The sequence below is a fragment of the Bacillus sp. FSL E2-0195 genome, from assembly GCF_038003645.1.
Lineage (GTDB): Bacteria > Bacillota > Bacilli > Bacillales > Bacillaceae_G > Bacillus_A > Bacillus_A mycoides.
In genome coordinates this window covers 4,709,886-4,721,614 of record NZ_JBBOPN010000001.1, presented here as the reverse complement: position 1 = coordinate 4,721,614, position 11,729 = coordinate 4,709,886, and the positions used below count along the sequence as shown (strand labels likewise).

At 40.2% G+C, this 11,729-nt stretch carries 6 protein-coding genes, 22 tRNA genes, 1 rRNA gene and 2 pseudogenes; 28 read left to right on the top strand and 3 right to left on the bottom strand.

Going from position 1 to position 11,729, the window contains the following annotated elements; genetic code table 11:
* The first annotated feature begins 32 nt into the window (after positions 1 to 32).
* The 23 genes from rrf (at position 33) to MHH59_RS24395 (ending at position 2,118) form a co-directional block, all read left to right on the top strand.
* A 5S ribosomal RNA gene (gene rrf / locus MHH59_RS24505) occupies positions 33 to 148 on the top strand.
* Between the two features lie 5 nt (positions 149 to 153).
* A tRNA-Val gene (locus MHH59_RS24500) sits at positions 154 to 229 on the top strand.
* A gap of 4 nt (positions 230 to 233) precedes the next feature.
* A tRNA-Thr gene (locus tag MHH59_RS24495) sits at positions 234 to 309 on the top strand.
* Between the two features lie 10 nt (positions 310 to 319).
* Positions 320 to 395 (top strand) — tRNA-His (locus MHH59_RS24490).
* Positions 396 to 418: 23 nt separating this feature from the next.
* Positions 419 to 499 (top strand) — tRNA-Leu (locus MHH59_RS24485).
* 29 nt (positions 500 to 528) lie between these two features.
* A tRNA-Gly gene (locus MHH59_RS24480) sits at positions 529 to 603 on the top strand.
* Positions 604 to 619: 16 nt separating this feature from the next.
* Positions 620 to 708 (top strand) — tRNA-Leu (locus MHH59_RS24475).
* Between the two features lie 3 nt (positions 709 to 711).
* Positions 712 to 785: transfer RNA gene (locus MHH59_RS24470), tRNA-Arg, on the top strand.
* Positions 786 to 796: 11 nt separating this feature from the next.
* Positions 797 to 870 (top strand) — tRNA-Pro (locus MHH59_RS24465).
* Positions 871 to 884: 14 nt separating this feature from the next.
* Positions 885 to 957: transfer RNA gene (locus MHH59_RS24460), tRNA-Ala, on the top strand.
* A 20-nt stretch (positions 958 to 977) separates the two neighbouring features.
* Positions 978 to 1,054 (top strand) — tRNA-Met (locus MHH59_RS24455).
* 4 nt (positions 1,055 to 1,058) lie between these two features.
* Positions 1,059 to 1,135 (top strand) — tRNA-Ile (locus MHH59_RS24450).
* Positions 1,136 to 1,152: 17 nt separating this feature from the next.
* A tRNA-Ser gene (locus tag MHH59_RS24445) sits at positions 1,153 to 1,245 on the top strand.
* A gap of 27 nt (positions 1,246 to 1,272) precedes the next feature.
* A tRNA-Met gene (locus MHH59_RS24440) sits at positions 1,273 to 1,349 on the top strand.
* A 3-nt stretch (positions 1,350 to 1,352) separates the two neighbouring features.
* A tRNA-Asp gene (locus MHH59_RS24435) sits at positions 1,353 to 1,428 on the top strand.
* A 14-nt stretch (positions 1,429 to 1,442) separates the two neighbouring features.
* Positions 1,443 to 1,518 (top strand) — tRNA-Phe (locus tag MHH59_RS24430).
* Positions 1,519 to 1,532: 14 nt separating this feature from the next.
* Positions 1,533 to 1,608: transfer RNA gene (locus MHH59_RS24425), tRNA-Thr, on the top strand.
* A 10-nt stretch (positions 1,609 to 1,618) separates the two neighbouring features.
* Positions 1,619 to 1,694, top strand: a tRNA-Lys gene (locus tag MHH59_RS24420).
* Between the two features lie 13 nt (positions 1,695 to 1,707).
* Positions 1,708 to 1,778, top strand: a tRNA-Gly gene (locus tag MHH59_RS24415).
* 6 nt (positions 1,779 to 1,784) lie between these two features.
* Positions 1,785 to 1,861, top strand: a tRNA-Ile gene (locus MHH59_RS24410).
* A 7-nt stretch (positions 1,862 to 1,868) separates the two neighbouring features.
* Positions 1,869 to 1,943 (top strand) — tRNA-Asn (locus MHH59_RS24405).
* 6 nt (positions 1,944 to 1,949) lie between these two features.
* A tRNA-Ser gene (locus MHH59_RS24400) sits at positions 1,950 to 2,040 on the top strand.
* Between the two features lie 6 nt (positions 2,041 to 2,046).
* Positions 2,047 to 2,118, top strand: a tRNA-Glu gene (locus MHH59_RS24395).
* A gap of 182 nt (positions 2,119 to 2,300) precedes the next feature.
* Here MHH59_RS24395 and MHH59_RS24390 read toward each other — a convergent pair.
* A complete protein-coding gene (locus MHH59_RS24390; protein WP_340852581.1) occupies positions 2,301 to 3,347 on the bottom strand; it encodes an FUSC family protein in 1,047 nt (348 codons plus the stop codon).
* A gap of 684 nt (positions 3,348 to 4,031) precedes the next feature.
* Here MHH59_RS24390 and MHH59_RS24385 point away from each other — a divergent pair.
* Positions 4,032 to 4,976: an L-lactate dehydrogenase gene (locus MHH59_RS24385; RefSeq protein ID WP_002129674.1), complete on the top strand. Its 945-nt coding sequence runs from the start codon at positions 4,032 to 4,034 to the stop codon at positions 4,974 to 4,976.
* 173 nt (positions 4,977 to 5,149) lie between these two features.
* Here MHH59_RS24385 and MHH59_RS24380 read toward each other — a convergent pair.
* Together MHH59_RS24380 and MHH59_RS24375 are read right to left on the bottom strand one after the other, a co-directional pair.
* Positions 5,150 to 5,503, bottom strand: a pseudogene (locus MHH59_RS24380) (dockerin type I domain-containing protein); the annotation flags it as partial.
* Positions 5,497 to 5,616: pseudogene (locus MHH59_RS24375) on the bottom strand (TasA family protein); the annotation flags it as partial. The pseudogenes MHH59_RS24380 and MHH59_RS24375, both read right to left, overlap by 7 nt.
* Positions 5,617 to 6,086: 470 nt before the next feature.
* On the opposite strand from MHH59_RS24375, the gene glgB reads away from it, so the two are divergent.
* From glgB to glgA, 4 genes are all read left to right on the top strand, one after another.
* Entirely contained in the window at positions 6,087 to 8,024 is a 1,938-nt protein-coding gene (glgB, locus tag MHH59_RS24370; RefSeq protein ID WP_002167470.1) for a 1,4-alpha-glucan branching protein GlgB, read from the top strand.
* Complete coding sequence (glgC, locus tag MHH59_RS24365; RefSeq protein ID WP_050000918.1) at positions 7,972 to 9,102, top strand: glucose-1-phosphate adenylyltransferase; 1,131 nt, start codon at positions 7,972 to 7,974, stop codon at positions 9,100 to 9,102. Before glgB ends, glgC begins: the two co-directional genes overlap by 53 nt.
* 18 nt (positions 9,103 to 9,120) lie before the next feature.
* Positions 9,121 to 10,155, top strand: coding sequence for a glucose-1-phosphate adenylyltransferase subunit GlgD (glgD, locus tag MHH59_RS24360; protein WP_078178331.1), 1,035 nt, complete (start codon positions 9,121 to 9,123; stop codon positions 10,153 to 10,155).
* A 137-nt stretch (positions 10,156 to 10,292) separates the two neighbouring features.
* Positions 10,293 to 11,723 carry a glycogen synthase GlgA gene (glgA, locus tag MHH59_RS24355; protein ID WP_002167471.1) on the top strand — a complete coding sequence of 477 codons (1,431 nt, stop codon included), beginning with the start codon at positions 10,293 to 10,295 and terminating at the stop codon, positions 11,721 to 11,723.
* The last annotated feature ends 6 nt before the right edge of the window (positions 11,724 to 11,729 follow it).

Genomic DNA, 11,729 nt, shown 5'->3' with positions numbered 1-11,729 from the left:
GTTATGATAATTCTTGTCTTAAATGAATACAGTCTGGTAATGATGGCAGAGAGGTCACACCCGTTCCCATACCGAACACGGAAGTTAAGCTCTCTAGCGCCGATGGTAGTTGGGACCTTGTCCCTGTGAGAGTAGGACGTTGCCAGGCAATTCGGAGGATTAGCTCAGCTGGGAGAGCACCTGCCTTACAAGCAGGGGGTCGGCGGTTCGATCCCGTCATCCTCCACCATTTAGCCGACTTAGCTCAATTGGTAGAGCAACTGACTTGTAATCAGTAGGTTGGGGGTTCAAGTCCTCTAGTCGGCACCAGAAAATCATGGCGGTTGTGGCGAAGTGGTTAACGCACCGGATTGTGGCTCCGGCACTCGTGGGTTCAATTCCCATCAGTCGCCCCATTTTTCTTTTTAAATTATAATATGCGGGTGTGGCGGAATTGGCAGACGCACTAGACTTAGGATCTAGCGCCTTTGGCGTGGGGGTTCGACTCCCTTCACCCGCACTTTTAACAAAATAACTCAAACATGTCTTGCGGAAGTAGTTCAGTGGTAGAATACAACCTTGCCAAGGTTGGGGTCGCGGGTTCGAATCCCGTCTTCCGCTCCAATTTTCAGTATGACATGCCGGGGTGGCGGAACAGGCAGACGCACAGGACTTAAAATCCTGCGGTGGGTGACCACCGTGCGGGTTCGACCCCCGCCCTCGGCACCATATGCGCCCGTAGCTCAATTGGATAGAGCGTTTGACTACGGATCAAGAGGTTAGGGGTTCGACTCCTCTCGGGCGCGTTTTTTATTAACGGGAAGTGGCTCAGCTTGGTAGAGCACCTGGTTTGGGACCAGGGGGTCGCAGGTTCAAATCCTGTCTTCCCGATATTTTCAAAATATGGGGCCTTAGCTCAGCTGGGAGAGCGCCTGCCTTGCACGCAGGAGGTCAGCGGTTCGATCCCGCTAGGCTCCACTTATTTGAATATAACTTATGGCGGTGTAGCTCAGCTGGCTAGAGCGTACGGTTCATACCCGTGAGGTCGGGGGTTCGATCCCCTCCGCCGCTACCATAAAGGACCTTTAGCTCAGCTGGTTAGAGCAGACGGCTCATAACCGTCCGGTCGTAGGTTCGAGTCCTACAAGGTCCACCACTCAAAGTTCATATCTCGGAGGTATACCCAAGTTCGGCTGAAGGGATCGGTCTTGAAAACCGACAGGCGGCGAGAGTCGCGCGGGGGTTCGAATCCCTCTACCTCCTCCATTTTTTCTAAATTAAATATTATATCATCGCGGGGTGGAGCAGTACGGTAGCTCGTCGGGCTCATAACCCGAAGGTCGCAGGTTCAAATCCTGTCCCCGCAACCAAATGGTCCCGTGGTGTAGTGGTTAACATGCCTGCCTGTCACGCAGGAGATCGCCGGTTCGACCCCGGTCGGGACCGCCATTTTTTTACATAAAGGCTCGGTAGCTCAGTCGGTAGAGCAGAGGACTGAAAATCCTCGTGTCGGCGGTTCGATTCCGTCCCGAGCCACCATTTTGAAATCGCAAGCCGGCTTAGCTCAATTGGTAGAGCAACTGACTTGTAATCAGTAGGTTGGGGGTTCAAGTCCTCTAGCCGGCACCACTTTCAAAATGAGCCATTAGCTCAGTTGGTAGAGCATCTGACTTTTAATCAGAGGGTCGAAGGTTCGAATCCTTCATGGCTCACCATTTTTAATTTAATGCGGGTGTAGTTTAGTGGTAAAACAAGAGCCTTCCAAGCTCTGGTCGAGAGTTCGATTCTCTTCACCCGCTTTTTATGGGCCTATAGCTCAGCTGGTTAGAGCGCACGCCTGATAAGCGTGAGGTCGATGGTTCGAGTCCATTTAGGCCCACCATAATTATTCCGCAGTAGCTCAGTGGTAGAGCTATCGGCTGTTAACCGATCGGTCGTAGGTTCGAGTCCTACCTGCGGAGCCATATTATAGAGAAGTACCCAAGTGGCTCAAGGGGCTCCCCTGCTAAGGGAGTAGATCGCGAACGCGGTGCGAGGGTTCGAATCCCTTCTTCTCTGCCAGATTTTGGCCCGTTGGTCAAGTGGTTAAGACACCGCCCTTTCACGGCGGTAACACGGGTTCGAATCCCGTACGGGTCATACTAAAAGAGATAGCATAATCTGCTATCTCTTTTTTGTTGTATATATGTTATCTAAAGCGAACTTTTAGTAGTCTGCTTTTTTTATAAAAGATGGAGTATGAAAAGGTCATTATAGGGGGGGGGGGTTCTACTGGAAAAGATACCTAAAATGTTAAAGCATCTTTCGCTAGATAACCACCTTTACACTGATTTCGCCATCGCTCTACTGAATATCAAGTTCACTGCAATCACGATGACTGCACCGATAAGGGTTGCAAATACACGGTCGAACAGAATGATAAACTGGAACGGCTTGCCGGCTTCCATGATCAAAATAATGAGCGGGATCATGGTTGCAGAGTATACAAGATAATTTCGAACCTTTAGAAGAGGTCGAACACCTGCGAATAGCCCGATACTTATAACTAACCCCAAAATTGGTAGACTAGTTGCGAGAAGCAAGCTCGCAACAATCACGCCGATTACTGTACCAAGCACTCGTTGTGTTGTTTTGATTGGAAAGAGTTCTATTTTCCGCTGAGTAAGGATTGCTACGGTAATTGCAATCCAATAGAAGTGGTGCTCGGGCCAAAGTATTCGCAATCCCTCAGCTATACCTAGACATAATGCGAGCCTGATTGGGAATTGCCAACTGGATAGGTGTACAAGAGAGTTCCACCATAGAATGATTTTTTTCGATGTTGGCCCTTTCACAGCTCCATCCAGCGATGATTTAAAACAACGGTGTACCCAGATGCCTAGCACCAAGCTGATACTGACGGTCCAAATCGCCCCTGCTAAGATTGAAAAAATTAGTTCCATCCGGTACTCCGTCTGGTCGACCATATTGAGGATGATAATCAGGAATACGACAAAGCGTGTTGTTGCCACCGCCAAGGCACGACTATATCCGCCAATTAACGCAGCAAGGCTTACCAGCAGGATCAAGACTCCAAATGTCAGATAGCCATGTCCGAAAGAGAGAACAGCAGCAATCGCAGCGAGCACTACTGATATCAGCGCTGATGCCAACCTTTTCCCGTGATTTATAAAACTCGAACCGACTTTCACGCTACTGACTGCCAAACTGCCGACCGATGCAGCAAAACCAAGAGCGGGATAGCCTAGAACTGTGGCGAACAGAACGGGTCCGGCCATACCTATGCCGGCGGAAATGAGTTCTACTATTTCTACCTTGGCCTCCTTAGACCAAGAAAACACTTGAGCCCTATATGTCTTTACATTCATCTATAGCACCTCTTCCGACCCAAAGAGTAGGGTACAGTTTAATAATAGGCTCTTTCTTTAATCCATGGACATGTGGTGATACCTATGTCCATCAGGCTAATATTTTGAAGTATCCCCAAAATGAAAATTTTATCTTTCCAGAGTTATTTATAATAATTCAGCTCATTTTTTTCGATATGGGGAAATACCAATTTCTTAAGTTGATGGCAATGTATGGTGACCCCTTATAAAAACCTCTAAAAGTATTGCTGCGGATTTACAAAAGTTAAATGATGAGAATTATGTGAAGGCTAACTTCTTCGCTCCAGCCAAATTTTGAGGTGGGAGTCTTACTACCCACAAATAGCGGGATAAATAATATAGATAGAAGAAGCTATTCTTGTCGAAACGTCGATATAACCAAAGTTGTGTTCGATATAATTTCACTTACCAAGAAAACTTTAAGAAAAAACCTTTCACAATCTAAAGAAAACGCCTCCATTGAGATGGATTTCACCCGCATTCTAACAACTTTACACTCTATGTGAAAAAGTTCACAAATAGGTCATAATTTGTGAAGGAATTCACAATAATCCGTGCTACAATATGTATGTAAAGAAGTTAAACAACATTAAATTAGTATTTTAATTAATTACTTAAACAATAATAAAAAATAGATATAAACAATTGAAAGGGGAAATTAACATGAAAAAAGGTATCAATCGCGTAGTATTAGTAGGAACAGGAGCTGTAGGTTGTAGTTACGCTTACTCAATGATCAACCAAGGTGTAGCTGAAGAATTCGTACTAGTAGATGTTAATGAAGCAAAAGCAGAAGGAGAAGCAATGGACTTAAGCCATGCGGTACCATTCTCTCCAGCACCAACAAAAGTTTGGAGCGGTAGCTATGCAGATTGTAAAGATGCAGATTTAGTAGTTATCACTGCTGGATTACCACAAAAGCCAGGCGAAACTCGTTTAGACTTAGTTGAGAAAAATACAAAGATCTTTAAACAAATTGTTCGTGGTATTATGGATAGCGGATTCGATGGAATCTTCTTAATCGCAACTAACCCAGTTGATATTTTAACTTACGTAACTTGGAAAGAATCCGGTTTACCGAAAGAGCGCGTAATCGGTTCTGGTACTACTTTAGACTCTGCTCGTTTCCGTTACATGTTAGGTGACTACTTAGATGTAGATCCACGTAACGTTCATGCTTACATCGTTGGTGAGCACGGTGACACTGAACTTCCAGTATGGAGCCACGCTACTGTAGGTGTACAAAAACTAGAAACAATCTTAGCGAACAACGAACAGTATAACCAAGAAGATTTAGATAAAATCTTTGAAAATGTACGCGATGCAGCTTACCACATTATTGAGCGTAAAGGTGCAACTTACTACGGAATCGGTATGTCACTACTTCGTGTAACTAAAGCAATCTTAAGCAACGAGAACAGCGTATTAACTGTATCGGCATACCTTGAAGGTCAATATGGTGAGAAAGATGCTTTCGTAGGTGTTCCAGCTGTTATTAACCGCGAAGGTGTACGTGAAATCGTAGAACTTGAGCTAAATGAAGAAGAAAAAGCGAAATTCGCTCATTCTGTAAAAGTATTAAAAGAAACAATGGCACCAGTACTATAATAATTGCTAAATAATTCAGAGGCGGGAAACTGCTTCCTACCTCTGAGTTTTTATATAATTTAATATAAATTCCTTTTCCGGTTTCCCTTGTATATCCCCAATATACCCCTTTTGCTGGATAAGGGTCGTTTATAGAAAAGAGCACTCTACTTTATATAGAGTGCTCTTTATTATTATTTTTTAGGTGTTAATCCTAATTTCTTTAAAATATCTGCCAGTGTACCGCTTTTTGATTTTTCTACAGGTGTTTGTGATTTTGCTGCATCTGGTCCTTTTTTCAAGAATTTCTTTTCTACGAAGCGAATGTCTTTTTCGTCGACGATGCCGTCATTATTAAGATCGCCATCTTTTACAGATACTCCTTTTTTACCATAGTTATTAGCGATAATTTCAGCATCTTTAATATCAATTATTTTATCGCCATTTACGTCGCTTGCAAGGTTTTCATCTGGACGAGCATATTAATATTGAACGAGTAGCTTACCATCTTTTTCAGTACCTAATTTCGTTGTTAGACGGTTTGAAATGAATTACTCGATGTTTCAGAATCACTGAAATAGGCGAATACACCGCCGAATGTAAGGGATAAGCCAAGTGAAGCTGTGACAACTCCCATTCCAACCTTTTGTTTTAATGACATAAGAAAGCCCCCTAATTTAATTTTTATCAGACTTTCGCCTGGAGCATCGATAGAGTAAACATAGTGTTTCAGTATGAATTATATTTGCGAAGGTTCAATGTTCTTTATTGAGAATGAGTATATGCTTATGAATTTTCCATTTCAATAAAATTGTGACAAAAAATATTGAGAAACATTTTTTTATGACAGATTATTTTGTTACGATTTTAAGTGATAAATAGCGAGTAAAATAGGATAAATCTTATGAAATAAAGGTTGAGAAATAAATAATAGGATGAAAGGATAGTAGGAAATGAAGCGTTTGCAATGAATATTCGTCAAAATTCGATAATTTACACGGAAAATGTGAAAATTTTAAGTGAAATTTAAGAAAAAAACGAATATTTTTTAAAAAATAACAAGGATATTTCAGTTTTTCGCAGAAATGATAAAGAGTAAAAAAATTCTGTCATCTTAGTGAGGTGAACATATTGGATGTAATAAATTGTGAAGAAGTGAAACGAGATGAGTTTCATACAGAAAAGTACTATGACAGTTATAACATCTTTGGCGCACATATTGTGACGGAAGATGGGATGCGAGGTGTACGATTCACAGTATGGGCTCCTCATGCGAAAGCAATGAGTGTTGTTGGGGATTTTAATGAATGGGATTATGAGCAACATAAGATGCTACAAGTGACAGAAGAGGGGATTTGGTCCTTGTTTGTACCGCATATTGAAGAGAATGATATATATAAGTATGCGATTGAAACGATGGATGGTGACGTTATTTTAAAAGCGGATCCTTATGCAGTATATGCAGAAGTAAGACCAAATACGGCATCTGTAGTTTTTGATATAGAGGGATATGAATGGAATGATAAAAACTGGATTCGTAAGAGAAAGAAAAAATCGATTTATAAAGAAGCGATGACAGTTTATGAATTACATTTCGGTTCTTGGAAAAAGAAAGAAGATGGCGCTCTGTATTCTTACAGAGAAATGGCCGAGGAGCTCATTCCGTATGTGGTGGAACATCAATTTACACATATTGAAATTATGCCGCTTGTTGAGCATCCATATGATCGTTCTTGGGGATATCAAGGAACAGGATATTATGCAGCGACAAGTAGATTCGGCACGCCACATGATTTGATGTATTTTGTCGATGAATGTCATAAATATGGAATCGGTGTCATTTTAGATTGGGTACCGGGGCATTTTTGTAAAGATGCTCACGGTTTATATTTGTTTGATGGGACACCGACTTATGAATATAAAGATAGAGACGTACAAGAAAACCTTGTATGGGGAACTGTTAATTTTGATTTAGGGAAGAGAGAAGTACGTAATTTCTTAATTTCAAATGCGTTATTTTGGATGAAGTATTTCCATATTGATGGTTTCAGGGTAGATGCAGTTGCGAATATGCTGTACTGGAATAAAGAAGGAAAAGAGCAAAGCAATGAACACGCCGTTTCTTTCTTACGAGAGTTAAATGAAGCCGTGTTTGCAGAAGATGAAGAGTTTCTTATGACAGCGGAAGATTCAACAGCTTGGCCACTTGTAACAGCTCCAACATACGAGGGTGGACTTGGATTCAATTATAAATGGAATATGGGTTGGATGAATGATGTGCTGAAATATATGGAATGTGCGCCAGAGTACCGGAAATACATTCATGAGAAAATGACATTCTCTTTAATATATGCTCACTCTGAAAACTTCATATTGCCGCTTTCTCATGATGAAGTCGTTCATGGGAAAAAGTCGTTATTAAATAAAATGCCGGGAGATTACTGGGATAAGTTTGCTCAGCTTCGTTTATTATATGGATATTTCTTTACTCATCCAGGTAAGAAATTACTCTTTATGGGTGGAGAATTCGGGCAATTTGATGAGTGGAAAGACCTTGAAGATTTAGATTGGAATTTACATGATTTTGAAATGCATCGTAATATGCATGATTACTTTAAAGAGCTCATAGCATTGTATAAGCGCTCAAAACCACTTTGGCAGTTAGATCACTCGCCTGAAGGATTTCAGTGGATTGATGCTAATAATAATGAGCAAAGTATTTTCTCGTTTATCCGCCAAGGGGATAAGCAGGAAGATGCGTTAGTTGTCGTATGTAATTTTACGAAAGCTACATATGAAAACTATAAAGTAGGTGTACCAGATTTCGAGTACTATAACGAAATTTTAAACAGTGACTCGGCGCAATATGGCGGATCGGGGCAAGTTAATAAGAAACGTCTCAAGACGATTCTAGAGCCATATCATAATCAAGCGGCACATGTAGAAATTACAATTCCACCATTTGGCGTATCCATATTACGACCAGTGAAGACGAGAAAGGGGAGCAAAAAACAAGATGGCTCAAAAACAAAAGTGCGTAGCAATGTTACTAGCAGGGGGAAAAGGTAGTCGTTTAAGTGCATTAACAAAAAATTTAGCCAAGCCAGCTGTTCCATTTGGTGGTAAATATCGCATTATTGATTTTACGTTAAGTAATTGTGCAAACTCCGGTATTGAAACGGTTGGGATTTTGACGCAATATCAACCACTCGAACTTCATAATTATATCGGAATCGGCAATGCTTGGGATTTAGACCGAGTAAACGGTGGAGTCACAGTATTACCTCCTTATGCGGAGTCTTCAGGTGTGAAGTGGTATACAGGTACGGCAAGTGCCATTTATCAAAACTTAAACTATTTAAGTCAGTATGAACCAGAGTATGTCCTTATTTTATCAGGAGATCATATTTATAAAATGGATTACAGTAAAATGCTAGATTACCATGTTGAGAAAGAAGCGGACGTTTCGATTTCTGTTATTGAAGTGCCTTGGGATGAAGCGAGTCGCTTTGGCATTATGAATACAAATGAAGAGATGGAGATTGTTGAGTTTGAAGAGAAACCGCAATTTCCAAGAAGTAATCTTGCATCAATGGGAATTTATATTTTTAACTGGGCAATTTTGAAAGAGTATTTAGAAATGGATGCAAGAAATCCTGAATCTAGTAATGATTTCGGAAAAGATGTACTTCCGCTTTTATTAGATGAAGGGAAGAAGCTAATGGCGTATCCGTTTGAAGGGTATTGGAAAGATGTTGGAACAGTGAAAAGCTTATGGGAGGCGAATATGGATTTACTTCGCGATGAAACATCGTTGAATTTAAACGACCGTAACTGGCGTATTTATTCTGTCAATCCAAATGAGCCACCTCAATATATTGCGGAACAGGCGAAAGTAGAAGAATCGCTTATTAATGAAGGATGCATCATTGAAGGGGACGTGAAGCATTCTGTGTTATTCCAAGGGGTAACGGTGGAAGAAGGTAGTATGGTTATTGATTCCGTTGTTATGCCAGGGGCAAAGATTGGAAAAAATGTTGTGATTGAAAGAGCGATCGTTGGATCGGAAATGGTTATTGAAGATGGAACAATCATTCGTCCAGAAAAAAATGTTGACGATGTAGTATTAATTGCTGAAGGGAAATAGAAAAGGGGGATGAAATGAATGGGAGAAAAAATGTTAGGAATTATTAATGCAACGGGAAGTTTTCCTTCCTTAAAGAAAGTAACAGGGCATCGTTCATTAGCGGCGTTACCGTTTGGGGGCCGTTACCGACTCATTGATTTCATGCTTTCAAATATGGTGAATTCTAATATTCATAGCGTAGCGGTTTTTACAAGTCATAAAAATCGTTCTTTAATGGATCATGTAGGTTCAGGGAAACAGTGGGATTTAGATAGAAAACGAGACGGACTGTTTTTATTCCCACCAAATTGCCAATGTGACCAAGATGAGTTTGGGTCTTTTGCACATTTTAGAAGGCATATTGATTATTTTCTAAGAAGCAGAGAAGAATACGTTGTTATTACGAATAGCCATCTCGTAACGGCATTAGATTTTCAAGCAGTGTTAGAGCGACATATACATACGTCAGCTGATATTACCGAGGTTTGTCATGAAGGCATTTCGCTTCAAACATACGTGTTAAAGAAACAATTGTTGTTAGATTTATTTGAGACATATAAAGATGTGGAGCAATACAGTTTATTTGATGTAGTGAGAGAAAAGCGCGGAAAATCACTACATATTGCTACGTACGAGCATACAGGATATGTAGCTATTATTGATTCGATTGAAAATTACTATAAACATAGCTTAGAAATTTTGCAACCTTCTATTTGGAAGCAATTATTTAAGAAAGAAGCACCAATCTTTACGAAAGTAAAAGATGAGCCACCAACTCGTTATATGAAGGGTGCAGTCGTGAAAAATACGATGATTGCAAACGGCAGTATTATTGAGGGTGAAGTAGAAAATAGTGTTGTCTCCCGTTCTGTTAAAATTGGAAAAGGTTCAATTGTTCGTAATAGTATTATTATGCAAAAGAGCCAAATTGGAGATAATTGCATAATAGACGGTGTTATTATCGATAAAGATGTGAAAATTGGCGACGGCGTAGTGTTAAAAGGAAATGCCGATGAGCCATATGTTGTAGAAAAAGGTAGTGTACAAAATAGTACAATCAACAGTTATTCGTAAATAGCAGGTGCATAATTAGTGGGGGATTTAGAAAACCCCCACTAATTAAGGTTTTACTCTATATGAAAACTTGAAGGGAGGAAGCTGTAAGAAGAGCGATTTATGATGTATACGCTTTTCGTGCAGTGGAACAACAGGTGAATATTTTATTTGCAGTATCAGAATGTGTACCGTTTATTAAATCCGGAGGTCTAGCTGATGTAGCAGGAGCGCTTCCAAAAGAATTAAAAAAATTAGGAGTGAATGTTCGCATTATACTTCCAAACTACAGTCTTATCCCGAAAGAGTTAAGAGAAGGATGTACGCTTCATAAAGTAATTAGCGTTCCCCTTGGATGGAGAAATCAATATTGCGGGATTTTAAAAGGTGAGCAGGACGGGATTACGTATTACTTAATAGATAATGAATATTATTTTAAGAGAGATTCTCTATATGGCCATTATGATGATGGGGAGCGTTTTTCTTATTTTTCAAAAGCAGTTTTAGAGTGTATTCCGCATCTTGATTTCGAAGTAGATGTTCTTCATAGCCATGATTGGCATACAGCTATGGTTAATTTCTTACTTCGTGAAAAGTATCAAGATAACCCGTTATATGAGCATATTAAAACGGTATATACGATTCATAACTTGCAGTTCCAAGGTGTATTTCCTCCTGAAGTGATGTACGACTTACTGGAGCTTGGTCATGAATATTTTCATAGTGAACAGCTTGAGTTTTATGGAAACGTGAACTTTATGAAAGGCGGTATTATCGCATCTGACCAAATTACAGCGGTTAGCCCGACATATAAAGAAGAGATTCAATATGAGTTTTTCGGTGAGAAGTTAGATGGATTGCTACGAAAATATAATGATAAGCTTAGTGGCATTGTAAATGGAATTGATACGAGCGTATATAATCCAGAAACAGATCCATATATTACGGCTCAGTATAGTGCAGAATCGCTAGATGAAAAGAATGAAAATAAACGCGCATTGCAGCGTTATTTTGGTTTACCAGAAAAAGAAGATACACCAGTTATTTCGATGGTAACACGATTAACGAAACAAAAGGGGCTTGATCTAGTACGTACTGTATTCCGTGAAATAATGGAAGAAGATGTACAATGTATTATTTTGGGGTCAGGCGATTCTGAATACGAGCAGTTCTTTGAATGGATGGCATACGAGTATCCAGAAAAGGTAAAAGTATATATTGGGTTTAATGAAGCGTTAGCGCACCAAGTGTACGCGGGAAGCGATTTGTTTTTAATGCCATCGCTGTTTGAACCGTGTGGACTTGGACAACTTATTGCGTTAGCATATGGCACGATTCCAATTGTAAGAGAAACAGGCGGATTAAATGATACTGTACATTCTTACGATGAGGACACTGGAATTGGGAATGGCTTTAGCTTTACGAATTTTAATGCGCATGACATGTTACATACGATTCTTCGTGCAATTGAGTTTTATCAAGATAAACCGGTATGGGATAAGCTTGTAAAGCAAGCGATGACTGAAGATTATAGCTGGGGGAAATCTGCTCTTGCATACAAGAAATTGTATAAAAGTCTCATGGAATAACATTGA